Origin of the sequence: Actinoplanes hulinensis, from assembly GCF_019429605.1 — a bacterium.
Classification (GTDB): Bacteria; Actinomycetota; Actinomycetes; order Mycobacteriales; family Micromonosporaceae; genus Actinoplanes; species Actinoplanes campanulatus.
The window spans coordinates 82,909-98,578 of the sequence record NZ_JAHXZI010000022.1; the positions used below are offsets into that span (position 1 = coordinate 82,909).

12 protein-coding genes are annotated in these 15,670 nt (G+C 70.9%); 6 read left to right on the plus strand and 6 right to left on the minus strand.

The window, feature by feature from the left end; translation table 11 throughout:
- The first annotated feature begins 194 nt into the window (after positions 1-194).
- The gene (locus tag KZ829_RS34285; protein ID WP_220147998.1) at positions 195-2,867 is read left to right on the plus strand and encodes an alpha/beta hydrolase; all 2,673 of its coding nucleotides are present in this window, start codon (positions 195-197) and stop codon (positions 2,865-2,867) included.
- Positions 2,868-2,908: 41 nt separating this feature from the next.
- Here KZ829_RS34285 and KZ829_RS34290 read toward each other — a convergent pair whose 3' ends face one another.
- On the minus strand, positions 2,909-3,151 hold the full coding sequence (locus tag KZ829_RS34290; protein ID WP_220147999.1) for a response regulator transcription factor: 243 nt from the start codon (positions 3,149-3,151) through the stop codon (positions 2,909-2,911).
- A gap of 135 nt (positions 3,152-3,286) precedes the next feature.
- On the opposite strand from KZ829_RS34290, the gene KZ829_RS34295 reads away from it, so the two are divergent.
- The gene (locus KZ829_RS34295; protein ID WP_308285778.1) at positions 3,287-3,754 is read left to right on the plus strand and encodes a peroxiredoxin; all 468 of its coding nucleotides are present in this window, start codon (positions 3,287-3,289) and stop codon (positions 3,752-3,754) included.
- Here KZ829_RS34295 and KZ829_RS34300 read toward each other — a convergent pair.
- Both KZ829_RS34300 and KZ829_RS34305 read right to left on the minus strand, forming a co-directional pair.
- A complete protein-coding gene (locus tag KZ829_RS34300; RefSeq protein ID WP_220148001.1) occupies positions 3,726-4,913 on the minus strand; it encodes an acyltransferase family protein in 1,188 nt (395 codons plus the stop codon). The genes KZ829_RS34295 and KZ829_RS34300 overlap by 29 nt on opposite strands.
- Positions 4,910-5,890: an alpha/beta hydrolase gene (locus KZ829_RS34305; RefSeq protein ID WP_220148002.1), complete on the minus strand. Its 981-nt coding sequence runs from the start codon at positions 5,888-5,890 to the stop codon at positions 4,910-4,912. Before KZ829_RS34305 ends, KZ829_RS34300 begins: the two co-directional genes overlap by 4 nt.
- 125 nt (positions 5,891-6,015) lie before the next feature.
- Between KZ829_RS34305 and KZ829_RS34310 the strand changes: the two genes are divergently transcribed.
- The 3 genes from KZ829_RS34310 to KZ829_RS34320 all read left to right on the plus strand — a co-directional run bounded on the left by KZ829_RS34310 (position 6,016) and on the right by KZ829_RS34320 (position 8,953).
- The gene (locus tag KZ829_RS34310) at positions 6,016-7,170 is read left to right on the plus strand and encodes a sensor histidine kinase (protein WP_220148003.1); all 1,155 of its coding nucleotides are present in this window, start codon (positions 6,016-6,018) and stop codon (positions 7,168-7,170) included.
- Complete coding sequence (locus tag KZ829_RS34315; protein WP_220148004.1) at positions 7,167-7,829, plus strand: response regulator; 663 nt, start codon at positions 7,167-7,169, stop codon at positions 7,827-7,829. Before KZ829_RS34310 ends, KZ829_RS34315 begins: the two co-directional genes overlap by 4 nt.
- A gap of 95 nt (positions 7,830-7,924) precedes the next feature.
- Positions 7,925-8,953, plus strand: coding sequence for a zinc-dependent alcohol dehydrogenase family protein (locus KZ829_RS34320; protein ID WP_220148005.1), 1,029 nt, complete (start codon positions 7,925-7,927; stop codon positions 8,951-8,953).
- 1 nt (position 8,954) lies between these two features.
- On the opposite strand, the gene KZ829_RS34325 is transcribed toward KZ829_RS34320, so the two are convergent.
- The 3 genes from KZ829_RS34325 to KZ829_RS34335 are packed head-to-tail and all read right to left on the minus strand — an operon-like array spanning position 8,955 to position 13,726.
- Entirely contained in the window at positions 8,955-9,509 is a 555-nt protein-coding gene (locus tag KZ829_RS34325; protein ID WP_220148006.1) for a hypothetical protein, read from the minus strand.
- Positions 9,510-9,527: 18 nt separating this feature from the next.
- Positions 9,528-9,719, minus strand: coding sequence for a hypothetical protein (locus KZ829_RS34330; RefSeq protein WP_220148007.1), 192 nt, complete (start codon positions 9,717-9,719; stop codon positions 9,528-9,530).
- A gap of 38 nt (positions 9,720-9,757) precedes the next feature.
- Entirely contained in the window at positions 9,758-13,726 is a 3,969-nt protein-coding gene (locus KZ829_RS34335; RefSeq protein WP_220148008.1) for a tetratricopeptide repeat protein, read from the minus strand.
- Between the two features lie 357 nt (positions 13,727-14,083).
- Here KZ829_RS34335 and KZ829_RS34340 point away from each other — a divergent pair, with 357 nt between their 5' ends.
- Positions 14,084-15,514, plus strand: a complete 1,431-nt coding sequence (locus KZ829_RS34340) for an FAD-dependent monooxygenase (protein ID WP_220148009.1) — start codon at positions 14,084-14,086, stop codon at positions 15,512-15,514.
- Positions 15,515-15,670 lie beyond the last annotated feature (156 nt).

Consider the following 15,670-nt stretch of genomic DNA (forward strand, 5'->3'; position numbering starts at 1 on the left):
CAACTGCCGGCCGGCCGTGAGCGTTTTGTCAACTCGGTTGGGACAGCCCTGAGGGCCGGCCGGACCACCGATCTGCGCCCGGCGCGGGCGGCACAGGCGGGAGTGGGCAGCCAGGTCGCTTCCAGCACGAGGCGGTGCACGTAGGCGTACCAAATGAAGTTAAGAATTTGCATGTATCTACTAGAACCGGATGCATGCGTGGATTTTCGGTTGCCATCGCCGCGATTGTGCTGGGTCTCGGAGTGGCGGGACCCGCGTCGGCGGACCCGCCCCGGCCCGCACCCACCGGACTGCCACCCGGATGGTCCTTCGGCGAGGGGGCGCTCACCTGGACCAGCGAGCGGATCATTCCGCCCGGCGACGCGGCGGTGGAGTTCTGGTCGGGGGAGCGGCTGCTCGGGCGGGCTCGCGGTGGCCCTGACCTGCGGACCTTCGTGCTCAGCGGCGGGGTTTCGGGGCGGCTGACCGACCTGCGGGTCCGGATCGGCGGCAAACGCGTGGACGCGGCGGCGCCCCCGCGGGCCCGGACCGCGGGCACGCCCTCCGCCGTGCCCGACCAACCGGCCCACCCGATCGATCCGGGGATCCCGGGACCCTACGCGACCACCACCGGTGAGTACACGCTGCCGGGCATCAGGCTGTCCACCTATCCGGAGCCGGTCGAGATGCAGGGCGTCGTGGTGGCGCCGAAGGGGGCGCCGGGGAAGCGGCCGCTGGCGCTGTTCCTGCACGGCCGGCACTGGACCTGCTTCATCGAGGGCGACGACGACATGATCATCATGGACTGGCCCTGTTCGGGCGGGTCCGAGCCGGTGCCCAGCCATCGTGGCTACCTCCAGGCGCAGCGACTGCTGGCGTCGCAGGGCTACGTCACCGTGTCGATCTCGGCCAACGGGATCAACGCGCAGGACGACGCGGACACCGACGGCGGCGCCCGGGCCCGGTCGGCGCTGATCCGCACCCACCTCGCCCACTGGGCCGGCTGGTCCGGCACCGGCCGGAACCGGGCGCCCGCGGCAGTGAAGGCGGCACCCCGCGCCGACCTGGACCGGGTGTTCCTGATGGGGCACTCGCGCGGCGGTGAGGGCGTGAACCGGGCCGCCATCGACAGCCTCGACCCGCCGCCGGCCGGACAGGACGACTATCGCGGCCGGGTGCGCTGGACGATCCGTGGGCTGATGCTCATCGGGCCGACCATCTTCGGTCACAACCCGCAACCCGACGTGCCGTCGGCCACGATCCTGCCCGGGTGCGACGGGGACGTCGCCGACCTTCAGGGGCAGATGTACGTCGACGCCACCCGGGGTGTCAGCTCCGGCCGGGCGCTGCACAGCGCGCTGTACATGGTCGGGGCGAACCACAACTACTTCAACACCGAGTGGACTCCGGGGCAGGCCGCCGGGCCGGCGTTCGACGACGTCTTCGCCGAGGACGACCCGCTGTGCACGGCGGGACTGTCGCCGGCACGGCTCAGCCCGGAGCGGCAGCAGACGGCGGGGGCCACGTACATCGCCACGGCGGCGCGGCTGTTCGTCGCCGGTGACGACCGGGCGCGGCCGCTGCTCGACGGGACCGGGGTGCGTGCGCCCTCGGCCGGCCCGGCGCGGGTGCTCGCCCACGCGATCGGCGCGAACCGTGGCGCCGCGATCGTTCCGGACACCGATCTGACGCTGCGCGGTGCCCGGCTGTGCGAGCAGGTAACAGCCGATCCCGGGCAGCGCTGCGTGGGCAACGACCGGTACGCGGACGGCTCACCGCACTTCGTGCCGTTCTGGGAGCCGGAACCCGGGCGGTACGCGGTCCGGCTCGACGGCGCGGCGACCCTGGAACCGGCCACACCGATGCCGGTCGCCGGGGCGGAGGCCCTCGCGATGCGGCTCATCGTGCCGCCCAACGCGCCCGCCACCACGTTCACCGTCGCCGTCACCGATGATCGCGGCCGGCGGACCGGACTGGGCACGGCCACCGTCACCGGGCTACCGGGCAGCGACGGGACCATGTCGTACTGGGCGCAGGAGGTGCGGCTGCGGCTGCCGGCGCACGTCCGTACCATCGCCGGTCTGGAAATCGTCGCGGAGGGTGACCGGCCCGCCTGGCTGATCGACGCCTGGGGCTGGCGGCCCGGCAGCCCGGCGCCGCGACCGGCCGATCTCGACCGCGTCGACGTCGGCGCCCTGACCGTCGACGAGGGCGACGAAGGGTCCACCACCTACACCGTCCCGGTGCGGATCGACGGCGACCGGCCGGCGCGGATCCGGCTGTTCCTGACCGATGCGCGCACCTACGAGACGAGGAACTGGGTGGCCGACATCGCACCCGGCACCACCAGCATCACCGTGCCGGTCGCGGTGGCCGGCAACACGACCTATGGCGGCGACCGGCGATATGTCCTGTCCGCGAAGGCGGTCCGCGGCGCGGTGGTCGGCGATCACGACGGCGGTGTCCTCGTCCGTGACGACGAGCCGATACCGGAGGTCACCGTCACCCCGGCCGTCACCGCGGCCGAGGGAGCGCCGCTGACCTGGACGATCACCCTGTCCGCCCCGGCCGACGAATACCTCTACATGCTGTTCGTGACGCGACCGCCGGCGACCGGACCGGAGCTGTCCTCCACCGACGTCGACCCCGCCTGGTTCACCGAGAACACCGGCGAGGATCCGGAACCCTCCCGGCCGCTGTCCGGCACCGCTCTCCAGCTGTTCCTGCCGATCGAGCCGGGCACGACGAGCCTCGAACTGACCGTGCCGACCGTCACCGACGCGACCGCCGAAGGCCCGGAGCACCTGCGGCTGCTGCCGCTGCTCTACCCGCCGGACACCTGGTGGCCGATCGAGCTCCCGGAGGTCGACGGCACGGTGACCGGCTGACGCGAGGTGTGCCCGGGGCTCCTCGTCCCCGGGCACCTCGATCATTGCAGGACACCGGCGCGGAAGGCCTTGGCCACCGCGTGGGCCCTGTCGTTGGCGTCCAGTTTGCGGAAGACGTTCTTCAGGTGGCTGTGGATGGTCGCCGCGCTGAGGTAGAGGTGGGCGCCGATCTGCTTGTTGGTCTTACCCTCCGCCACCAGGGTCAGGATCTGTACCTCCCGGTGGCTGAGCGAGGCGATGTCGATGGGGGCGAGTCGGCGTGAGGTCCGAAAGAGTTCATCCATGGATCTCACTGTCCAGCCGGTCAGTGGCCCGTTCGTGTCACCTACCGGGCGGCATCGTGCCGTTTCTGGTTTGACATTCTCTCGTCGGCCGGTGAAATGAATGTGACATACCTTCGTGTCCGTAGACTGCGTCGGGTGAGCATCGGCAAAGGCGACATCGCACCCGACTTCGAGCTGTCCGACCAGAACGGCACGCCCCGGCGGCTGACCGACCTGCTGGCGGACGGGCCCGTCGTCCTCTTCTTCTATCCCGCGGCCATGACCAAGGGCTGCACCGCGGAGGCCTGCCACTTCCGGGACCTGGCGGCGGAGTTCCGCGCGGCCGGCGTGCAGCGGGTCGGCATCAGCAGGGACACCGTCGAGAAGCAGAAGCTCTTCGCGGAGACCCACACCTTCGACTACCCGCTGCTGTCCGATCCCGATTCGGCGACCATCGCGGCGTACGGCGTGAAGCGCAAGCTGAACCTCGGCCCGTTGAGCACCAAGCGGATGACGTTCGTGATCGGCACCGACCGGAAGATCCTCGACGTCATCCACAGCGAGCTGGACATGAACCAGCACGCCGCCGAGGCACTCAGCGTGGCGGCCGCCGCCAAGTCCTGACCCGCTCCGCGCGGTGGAAGGCCGCGCAGAGCAACACCAGGGTCACGGCGAAGACCGGCAGCCAGAGCAGGCGGTGCAGTGGCCACATCCCGGCGGGCGGGTCGGACAGGCCGGGCAGCGGGCCGGCGAGCAGCCCGCCGAAGGTGACCAGCAGCAGGGCGCTCTGGTGCCAGCAGTAGACGGTCATCGCCGACCGATTGAGCACGGCGACCGGCGTCCCGACGGCCGGTCGCCGCAGCCATCCGGCCAGCCGGTCCCGCACCAGCAGGAACACGCCGATCTGCGCGGCGGCCAGGGCCAGGGCGAACAGCGACGGCGGATCGAGGTTCGACCAGCCGTCGCCGGGGACGCCCACCGCGCTGGCCGGATAGCCGGCGAGCAGCACCAGTCCGGCGCCGGCGGCCACGCCCATCAGCGCCAGGATCCGGCCGGCCCGCTGGGGAAGCAGGCCGTCGGCCAGGGCGATACCCAGCAGATACGGCACCGCCCAGCCGGCCACCGTGGCCGCCGGATGCAGCCAGGCCGCTGTCTCGAAGTGGCGGGCGACGTCACAGGCAGCCACCAGCGCGATCGCCGGCGCCAGCGGCCACAGCCGGTATCGGCCGACCGCGGCCCGCAGCAGCGGAGCGCTCACGGTCAGGACCAGATAAACCAACAGAAACCACAGCGGATGTACGAGCAGCGAGCGCACCACGTGCAGGGTGCTGTCCGGCGCGCCGGTCACCCGCAGCAGCAGCCACGCGGGCAGCCACACGGCGGCCAGCAGCCCAACCGGGCGGGCCAGCCGGGCAAATCGGGCGGCAAGCCCGGGGCGGTTGCGTGCGGCCCGTTCACGGCGGCTGCCGGTGGCCGGTTCGCGGCGGCTGTGGGTGGCCGGTTCGCGGCGGCTGTGGGTGGCCGGTTCGCGGCGGCTGCGGGCGGCTGCGAATCCGCCGGCGAAGAAGAACAGGCCCAGGGTCTGCAACACCCACGTCGCCGGGGTCAGCGCCGGGAACGCCGCCAGCGGGCTCGCACCGTGCCACGCCGCGGGCCGGGCGGGATCGCTCACCACCGCGGACACCAGCCAATGCCCGATCACCACGCCCAGGATCGCCACGGCCCGGAGCGCGTCGATCGTACGATCGCGGGTCTCGGGTTTTGTGGATCTTGAAATAGTCATGGCAAATCGCCGGCGATCCGGGCCAGCGCTGCCAGCGAATCGGTGCCCGGTGACAGATAGTGATCGTGATCGTGGACGTCCGCGGTGGCGAACACCCGGGCGCCGAACCCCGGCCCGGCCGGCTTGGCCCCGAGACCCAGCCCGAACAGCCGCACCTCCGGAACCCACCGCACCCAGTCCTGATCGCCCTGACCGGCCCACACCCGGGCGCCCGTGCCCAGACCGGCGACGTCGCCGACCCCCATGCCCGCGCTGCCGAACACGGCGATGTCGGTCACCTGCGGTGGCAATCGGGGCGCGGCGTGCCCGATCACCGCCGAACCGTAACTGTGCCCGAGGAGCGCGATCGTCGCCTGCGGGCGAACCGCGACCAGACCGGCCACGAACCGTTCCAGCTCCGCCGCCCCGGCCCGCGCCAGGTTCGCCCGGCCGGCCTCGTCGAACCCCTGCGGCGTGTCGTAACCGAGCCACGCGATCACCGCGAACCCGCCGGATCCCGCCCCGGCCCGTTGCAGGTCGGCGGCCTGCACGGCCGGTGACCGGTATGACCGCCCACCCACGCCCCGCCAGAAATTCGCCAGCCGGTTGGTCATGCCGGGCACCAGCACCGCGATCCGCCGCGCCGTAGACAAGTCACCGAACACCTGGGCGACCCGGCCCCGCCCGCGCGGGTCGAACAGCAGGAAATCGCCATCCGGGCGGTCGATCCCAGCCGCCCGCATGGACCGCCGGTTCGCTTCGTAGCGCAGCGTGATCGGCGCCCCGTCCAGATTGCCGACCACCTCGGGACGTTCGGTGGCCATCTCCCGCTGCCGGTCGCCGGGCATGGCGGCGAACCACTCGTGGACCGTCGCCGGCCGTGCGGCGGCGCCCACCGGGGCCGGAACAGGGGGCGCGGCCAGCACGGTGCCCGCCGACGGCGCCACGATGACCGCGGTGACCGCCAGTATCGTCCGCAACCGATTGATCAGAATCATGCCGATCACGGTGCCCGGCGACTGGGCGCCGCCACATCGGCCCGCAGACGGCACTGGGATCAGCCCGTGGGCGTAAGCCCGCGAGCCGATGCGCCGGTGATCTTCACGTCGATACAGTCGGCCGCATGCCTACCCCACCGAAACGGACGGGTGGCGTGCTGGTCTGGAGCGCCGCGCTCCTGTTCCCGTTCGCCCTGTTCGCCACGATCACTCTGCCGGGTGGCGGCGACGGGAACCTGCTCCAGCTGCCCCTGGTCGCCCTGGCCCTGCTGCTGCCCCTGGGGCTGGCCCGCCGATCCCCGCTGGCGGGCCTGCTGGTGCTGCTCGCCGGCGGAACAGCCGTGTTGTTCCTCGTCCAGGACGAGACCTTCGGCCGCATCCTGATCCTCGCCGTGGTCATCGTGGCCGACGGCATGACCGGCCACGTGGCGGCCACCCGGCCACGGCGGCTGTCGTTGCCGGCGGCGGCCCTGACCGCGGTCGTGCAGGGCAACCTGGCCCTGACCATCGGCCAGGCCGGCGACGTGCCGACCGTGCTCACCGTGATCCTGCTGGGGGTCATCACCGCATGGGTGATCGGCGACTCGGTCCGGCAGCGCCGCCGGCATGCCGCCACCCAGCGGGAACAGGCCGAGGCCCGGGCCGTCGAGGCGGAACGGCTGCGGATCGCCCGCGAGCTGCACGACATGGTCGCGCACAGCATCGCCGTCATCGCCGTACAGGCCGGCATGGGCCGCCGCGTCATCGACACCCAGCCGGCCGAGGCACGCAACGCCCTGGCCAACATCGAGGACACCAGCCGGGAGACCGCGGCCGCCCTGCGCCGGATGCTCGTCAGCCTGCGCCGCAGCGACGGCGGTTCCGCCCCGGCGCCCCGGGACCCCGCTCCGGGCCTGGCCGACCTCGACGACCTGGTCACCCGCAGCGCCCAGGCGGGCGTGGAGATCCGGCTGCGCCGGCACGGCGACCGGACGCCGCTGCCGCCCGACATCGACCTGTCCGCGTTCCGCATCGTCCAGGAGGCGGTGACCAACGTGATCCGGCACGCCGGCACCGGCCATTGCGACGTCGGCGTCCAGCAGGACGACCGCGCGCTCACCATCGAGGTCACCGACGACGGCCCCGGCACGGGCGAACCCGCCGTCGCCAGCAGCGGGAACGGCCTCACCGGCATGCGGGAACGCGTCAGCCTCCTGGGCGGCGAGTTCGCCTCCGGCCCCCGGCCCGGCGGCGGATTCCGGATCGCCGCGACCATCCCCCTCCCGGAGGGCACCCGATGAGCGTCCGTGTGGTGCTCGCCGACGACCAGCCACTGATCCGCAGCGGGCTGCGGGTGCTCATCGACGACACCGAGGACCTGCGGGTCGTCGGCGAGGCCGCCACCGGGGCCGAGGCCGTGCGCCTGGTCCGCGAACAGGAACCCGACGTCGTCGTCATGGACATCCGGATGCCGGTCATGGACGGGATCGAGGCCACCCGGCACATCACCGCCGGAACCGGCCCGGCCCGGGTGCTCATGCTCACCACGTTCGACGACGACGAGTACGTCTACTCCGCCCTGCGTGCCGGAGCCAGCGGGTTCCTGGTCAAGGACATGGCACTGGACGACATCCTCGGCGCGATCCGGGTGGTCGCCGCCGGGGACGCCCTGATCGCCCCCAGCGTCACCCGCCGCCTCATCGAGCATTTCGCCGCCGCCCCCGCGCCGGCCCCGCCGCCGGCCCGGCCACGCCTTGACGACGCGATCACCGAACGGGAGCGTGAGGTGCTCACCCTCGTGGGCCGCGGCCGGTCGAACGCCGAGATCGCCGGGGAACTGCACATCAGCCCGGCCACCGCCAAGGCCCACGTGGCCCGGCTCTTCACCAAACTCGACGCCCGCGACCGGGTCCATCTGGTGATCCTCGCGTACGAGACGGGCCTGGTCGCCCCCTCGTAGGGTGCCCTGCCGGTACCTGTCTCACCAGTGACTCCCTGCCGCCCGGCTCCTGGCGCTTTGATGGTGGTGAGAGAACCTTCCTGAGGAGGACCACCATGCGCCAGGCAGTCATGTACGCCCCCGGTGACGTCCGCGTGGAGCAGCGCGACCGGCCGGCCGTCGCCCGCCCGACCGACGCGGTCATCCGGGTCGCGGCGGCGTGCGTCTGCGGCTCCGACCTGTGGCCGTACCGGGGAGTCGACCAGATCACGGAGCCGCGGGCGATGGGCCACGAGTACGTCGGCGTCGTCAAGGAGATCGGCGCCGAGGTCCGCGACATCAGGCCCGGCCAGTTCGTCGTCGGCTCGTTCTTCACGAGCGACAACACATGCGAGATCTGCCGGGCCGGCTACCAGTCCCGCTGCCCGAACCTCCGGCCGATCGTCGACGAGTCCGGCGGCGCGCAGGCCGAGTTCCTGCGCGTCCCGTGGGCCGACGGCACCCTGGTCGCCACGCCCGGACAGCCGGACGCCGACCTGATCCCGTCACTGCTGGCCGCCTCCGACGTGCTCGGCACCGGCTGGTTCGGCGCGGTCGCCGCCGAGGCCGGCCCCGGTAGGACGGTCGCGGTGGTCGGCGACGGCGCGGTCGGCCTGCTCGGCGTCCTGGCCGCCAAACAGCTGGGCGCGGAGCGGATCATCGCGATGAGCCGGCACGCCGACCGGCAGAAGCTGGCCCTGGAGTTCGGCGCCACCGACATCGTGACCGAGCGCGGCGACGAGGGCGTTTCCCAGATCAAAGACCTGACCGACGGGTACGGGGCCCACTCGACGATCGAGGCGGTCGGCACCCAGGAGTCGATGCTGCAGGCGATCCGCTCCACGCGGCCCGGCGGGCACGTCGGCTACGTCGGCGTCGCCCACGGCGTCACACTGCCCGGCATGGAACTGTTCCTCTCCGGCGTGCACCTGCACGGCGGCCCGGCCCCGGTGCGCCGCTTCCTGCCCGAGCTGATCGACCTCATCCTCAAGCGCGAGATCGACCCGGGCCGGGTGTTCGACCTCTCGCTCCCACTCGACGAGGCGGCCGAGGGCTACCGCGCGATGGACGAGCGTCGCTCCATCAAGGCGCTGCTCAGGCCCTGACTCACGTTGCCGGTAGGCCGGTGATCTCCTCGTAGAGGGCGTCGTAGGCCGCGGAGTCGACCAGGTCGAGCAGGCCGTCGTCGTCCACGGCGTAGACGCCCCTGTCGAAGCAGGCGTTGGTGACGGCCACCAGTTCGGCGACCGAGTTGAACTCGACGACCGGGTGGCCCGGCACCAGCAGCGACACGACCACCGGCTCCTCGCCCGGCGTGTTCCAGGCGGCCACGTACAGGTCGATGCCGCCGTCACGCAGCAGCGGCACCCGGTGGGCGTAGGGCAGCTCGACGGACAGATCGGCTTTCGTCTCGTCGAGGGTGACCGGCCAGTAACCCGGGATCACCCAGCAGTCGCCGATCGTCTGGCCGTCCGCGTCGTCGACGCCGTCACACCACGAGAACCAGGTCCGGACGGCCGCCGGCACATCGGCGCCCAGCGCGGCGGTGATCTCCTCATCCGGCCGTCCGGGCCGCAGCCGGTCGGCGGCCGGTGCGCCGAGCCGGCTCAGCCGGCCACTCCACTCGCGCAGGGCGTTTCCGAGATCGTCGTCCGCATCCACGAGCAGGAAGGTAGCAGGTCAGAAGTATTCTTCCGGACAGTCCCAGGCGATGCCGCTCTCCGGCGTCCCGCTCTCGGTCACCACGATGAACCCACCGCCGGTCCCGACATCGGCCGGGCGGTCGGCCGGCAGGGGAGTGTTGATGAGGATGAAGGCCGCGGCCAGGGAGAGCGCACCGGCCGCCAGGGAGACCAGATCCCGTCTGCGCATGCCCAGTCCTCTCATCGCCCGCATTTTACGACCACCGGTCAACCCTGTTCGTCTTCCGGGTGAGCCTCGGAGCCGATAGCACGCAGCACCTGGCTGATTTGGTCCACGAGAACGGCGTGCCCGATCTCGCGTGCCGCTGCGAGGCTCTTCTCCAGTACCACTCGTGCGCTGTCCCGCTCCCCGAGGGTGGCCAGGAGGTTGCCCAAAGTGCCGCCGACGAAGGCGACGCCGTCAGGGCGTTGCAGTTGGTCGAGGATGTGGAACGCCTCGACGAGGTAAGGTTTCGCGGCTTGGAAGTCGTCATGTCCCAGGTAGATCTCGGCGATTCCCCAGTTGATGCCGGCGATACCCTCCAGGTGGTTCAACCGTTCCAGGGCAGGCAGGACTTCCTGCTGGCGGATGCGGAGCGCTTCGGCGTGGTCACCCCGCTCGTACAAGATTTCAGCGATGCTGCTCCAGCTGCCCACGGCATTGCGGGCGTTGCCAGAGCGTTCGAATGCCGGCAGCGCTTTCTCCCGATGAATGCGGAGTGCTTCCTCGTGATCCCCGCGCCGGTGCAGGTCGTCGGCGATCTGGGCCCAGGTGATCGCTGCCGACTGGGTGTCGCCGAGTCGTTCGTAGACCGGAATCTCGACTTCGTGGCGGATGCGGAGTGCTTCGTCGTAGTCGCCGCGTTGGTATTGGATGTCGGCGATGTAGCCCCAGGTGATCGCGGTGGAGCGGGTGTCGCCGAGTCGTTCGTAGACTGGTAGTTGGACTTCGTGGCGGATGCGGAGTGCTTCGTCGTAGTCGCCGCGTTGGTAGTGGATGTCGGCGATGCTGCTCCAGACTCTCGCCGTGTTGCGGGTGTCGCCGAGTCGTTCGAATGCCGGCAGCGCTTTCTCCCGATGAATGCGGAGTGCTTCCTCGTGATCCCCGCGCCGGTGCAGGTCCTCGGCGATCTTGCCCCAGGTGATTGCGGCGGATCGGACGTCGCTGAGTCGTTCGTAGACTGGTAGTTGAAGTTCCTGGCGGATGCGGAGTGCTTCGTCGTAGTCGCCGCGTTGGTAGTGGATGTCGGCGATGCTGCCCCAGGTGATCGCGGTGGAACGAGTGTCTCCAAGCCGTTCGTAGACTGGTAGCTGGACTTCGTGGCGGATGCGGAGTGTCTCGTCGTAGTCCCCACGTTGGTACCGAATGTCGGCGATAGCGGTCCAGGCGACCGCTACCTCGCCTTCGGATCCGGCGGCGGCGAACATGTCGCGGGCCTGATACAGCAGCTGTTCGGCCTGTTCCAGCTCTCCCCGCGTGACCATCAGCCTGGCGTACTCAGCGCTGACACGGGCGTGTTCCAGCGGGTCGGCTGCGGCACCGTCGGCGGTGGTGCGCTTGACTGCACGATCGAACAGTGCGGCCGCGAGGTCACCGTCACCGCTGATCCGGGCCGCCTCAGCGGCGCGTCGCAGCAGGAACACGGGCACAGGCGTGGTGTGCCGATCAAGCACGGCGATGGCCTGCTGCCCGAGCCTCAGAGCCTGCTTCGCCGGCCCGGCGAGCAAGGCGTGCACCGCGTCCGCGGCGGAGAGCGCGGTCACCGCGGCATCATCGGCCAGCACTGCCAGCCGGGTGAGCTGCACGTCCAAGGCCGGGTTCCAAACGGTTTGTTCTTCGGCGCCGCCCCATGCGGCCAGCAAAGGGTGTACCACCACACCCGCCAGGTCGGCCCGTTCGGCGTCGGTCAGCGGGATGAGCCGACCGGCGGCCAGTGCGTTGACCGCGGTAGCGGTGTCTTGCTGACCGCGGGCGTGGGGAAAGGTATCGGCCAACCCCAGGCCGCACAATCGCTGCACTGACCCGCCGGTGCGGTCGCTCAGCACGTCGGTGACCGCCGTCGGCATCGGCAGCTCGAACAATGTCAGCGCCCGTAGCAGGGCGATGTGAGCAAATCCTGCCTGGTCGAGGAGTGCGTCCAGGGCCAGATTCTCGACGAACGCGCGAACTTCAGCGTCGGCGGGCAGGTCACCACGGTCCAGGTACGACTCCATGTCGGCGACTGCCTGCTCGGCGCGGGCTGACTCGACCTGGGCGCTGTAGACCAGCCGCAACGCGACCAGATCCTGGAGACCTGGGTTGCCCCGGCTGACCGCGACCGCTCGCGTCGCCAGCTCGGCCCGCGACTCCCTCAACTGGTCCGTCGGCACCGCCTGCTGCCGCGCCGCCAGCTTCTGCTGCGCCACCGGGGACAACGGCGCCAACTGCACCGGCTCCAACCGCTCCTGTAGCTCGTCCAAGGTGAACGTGAAACGGCTGGTCATCACCAGGCGGCTGTCACCCCGGCCGGGACCGAAGGCCCGCAGCACCGCGACCAGCACCGGCGCATACCCGTCGGCCACCCGATGCGGCCCCTCGGGCCGCGCATCGAGGATCTGCTCCAAGTCGTCGATGATCAGCAGCAGTGGCCGCTGTCCCTCCTTACCGGGTTGGGCGCACGGGCCGGACAGCAGGTCCACCAGCACCCACCGCAGCGCCTCCGGCTGGTCGCGGACCTCCGCTCGCCGCTTCTCGATCAACGACCGGGCCACCGGGTTGTCCTCCACCGCGGCCGCGATCGCGTCCAGCACGCCCATCGCCGTGTAGTCACCGAACACCACCGCCACCGCGTGGTCGGTGAACCGGTCCGCCAACCGTGCCGCGAGGCTCGACTTTCCCAAACGGCCCTGCCCGTGCAGCAACACCCCGGCTCGCTCACCACCGCGTAGCGCCCGGATCGCCTGCCGCATCTCGCGACGTCGCCCGACGAACATCTTCGCCGTGGCCACCGGGACGTGACTCCGTTTGAGGTCGAGGAAGGTCTTGGTGCCGTGCAGCGCCGGCATCGTCTGCCGCTTACGTGTCCCGGCTACCAGGGGACCGCCGCCCGAGGGGCCGAGCCAGATCCGGGCGAGATGCCAGTCCGCCCGCAATCGCGGGTGCTCGCAGGCCATGAGCTTCCGGCGTGCGTCGCCCACAGCGGCCGCCAACTCCTGGCGTAGGCCGAGCTGTTCGTAGAGGTGCTGGGCGAACAGGGTCGCCGCGCCGTCGATCACCGAACCGTCCCAGCCGATCACCGCGGGCACCCCGGCGGTCACCAAGCTGGTGGAGAGCGAATGCGCCACCTCGCCCTGGGGTGCTCCGGCGTTGTCCGGAGCATCGGGGGAGCGATGATCCGGCCCGCCGGGCAGATGGCCGTCCGCATCCGCCGCCGTGGCCGTCAGGCAGGCCGAGACGACCATCAGTCGCGGCATGGGCGACAGTCGCCGGATCAGGTCCGCCGCGGTGACCGCCTGGCCGTCGCCGACCTCGTTCTCCATCATCAGCACCGGCACTCGGGGTCCGTCCGGCGTCGTCTGCCAGTTGTTCACCCCGTGGCAGGACAGGTGCAGTACCGGGAGGCCGCCGAGGTCAGCCCACCGCAGCCCGAGCTGCTCCGGGTCACCGGTGTCGTCCACGACCAGATCCACCCGGGTGTCGCCGACTGCGGTCAGGATGGCGGACTCCTCGGCTTCGAAGTCGAGTTCGTGCTGGCCGCGCGGCGCCGACGCCATGAACATCAACCCGAGCCGGAGGTCGTCCAGCGGTGGAGCGGCGACAGGCGTCCCCAGCCGGCGGACCACCTCGAAGCGCCGCAGCCCGTCCGCGGCAAGAAATCCACCCTGGTCGGCGAGGACCTCCCACGGCGCCCGCAGCACCGCCCACCCGGCCGCCGACGGTGACTGCGGCGCCCGCACCTCGAACACCAGCGGCGCCGTGGCGCGTTCCAACCGCGCGCTCAGCATTTCGCCGCCGCCGTCGAGCCACGCGAACAATTCCCGGCCCAGCCCCACGAACACCGCGTCGTCCGCGCGGGCGTGTATCGCCTCCACATACCGGCCCGCCACGCCCTGGAGTAACTCCACGTCGGCGGTGTCCAGTTTCCGCCGGGCACCTACCGGCTCGCCGCCGACCTGCATTTCGAACCCGGCAACGTCCAGCAGCAGACCAGTGATCACCCGCCGACCTCCCCACTCTCGTCACTACTACCTGGCGGACGGGAGGGGTTTGGGTGGGGCGAGGCTGGCGGGCGGGGAGGGCGGTGCGGGGCGAGGCGATGCCGGCGGGTGGGTGGCGTATGGGTGGGGCGATGCCGGCGGGTGGGAAAGACTTGGGCGAGGCGACGCCGACGGACCGGAAAGGATTGGACGGGGCGGCGGTTGGGCGGGTAGTTTTCTGCTGCCCGTGACACCGCCCGAGGAGGTGAGACCCATGAACGTTGTATCGCAGTGGGTGCTCCCTCTTGCCGTCACGGTGGGGCGACTGACGTAGGTGTCGCCGGGAGCGCCACGAAGGCACTCCCGAAAGGCAACACCATGGAATTCGATGTGATCATCGCCGGTTGCGGGCCGGCCGGCGCGATGCTCGCCGCCGAACTGCGACTGCACGACGTGCGGGTTCTCGTTCTCGAGAAGGAGACCGAGCCGGCGTCGTTCATCCGCATCGTCGGTCTGCACATCCGCAGTCTCGAACTGATGGCGATGCGCGGCCTGCTCGACCGCGTTCTCGAACACGGGCGACGGCGCCCGGCCGCCGGTTTCTTCGCGGCGATCGACAAACCTCAACCCCAAAATCTCGATTCCGGGTACGCCTACCTGCTCGGCATTCCGCATCCGGTGATCGTCCGCCTGCTGGAGGAACACGCGGTCGCAGCGGGCGCACAGGTCCGGCACGGTGCGGCGGTGACCGGTTTCGAGCAGGACGACGAAGGCGTGACGGTCGAGCTGGCCGGCGGGGAGACGGTGCGCGCCCGCTATCTGGTCGGCTGCGACGGCGGCCGCAGCACGGTGCGCAAACTGCTCGGCGTCGGCTTCCCGGGGGAGCCCTCGCGGAACGAGACGCTGATGGGCGAGATGAGCGTGGCCGCCCCGGCGGAGGAGATCGCCGCCCGGATGGCCGAGATCAGTGTGGCCGACAGGCGGTTCAGTCTCCGGCCCGCCGGCAATGGCGTCTACGGCGTGGTGATCCCGGTCGAGGGCGTCAGCGATCGTGGGGAGCCGCCCATTCTCGACGATTTCAAGAGGCAGTTGCAGATCGTCGCGGGAACCGATTTCGGGGTGCATTCCCCGCGCTGGATGTCCCGTTTCGGCGATGCCACCCGGCTGGCCGGGAGCTATCGGGTGGGGCGGGTTCTGCTGGCCGGCGACGCGGCCCACATTCACCCGCCGATCGGCGGTCAGGGCCTCAATCTGGGTGTGCAGGACGCGTTCAACCTGGGCTGGAAACTGGCCGCGGGGATCCGCGGCTGGGCGCCGGAGACGCTGCTGGACACGTATGAGGCCGAACGCCGTCCGGTCGCCGCGGACGTGCTGGACAACACCCGTGCCCAGATGACGCTGGTGTCCTCCGACCCGGGTGCTCAGGCCGTACGAAAACTGTTGTCGGAATTGATGGATTTCGACGAGGTGAATCGGTATCTGATCGGGAGGATCGCCGGGATCGACATCCGGTACGACTTCGGTGCGGGCCCCGATCTGCTCGGCCGGCGCATGCCCGACGTCGAGGTGAAATCGGGCCGGCTCTACGGTCTGCTGCACCGCGGCCGTGGCCTGCTGTTGGATCGCACCGAACGGCTGACCGCCGGCGGCTGGGCGGACCGTGTCGATCATCTCGCCGATCCCACCGCGGCCCTGGACGCGCCCGGTCTCCTACTGCGCCCGGACGGTCATGTCGTCTGGATCGGCGACGACCAGCGGGATCTGGACGAACATCTCGCCCGCTGGTTCGGCCGGCCGATCGCCGACTGAGAAGGGCTACGACACCGCGCCGTTGACGCAATCCGAGCGCTGCCGGATCGGCGACCCGCAGCAGGGGCCGGCGATCCGGCGCGTTCGACGGTCTGCGGCGGGAAACGGCTCGATGGGGATCAATCCGGGCGTTTCGCGTCACGGAGGCGGGCCGCT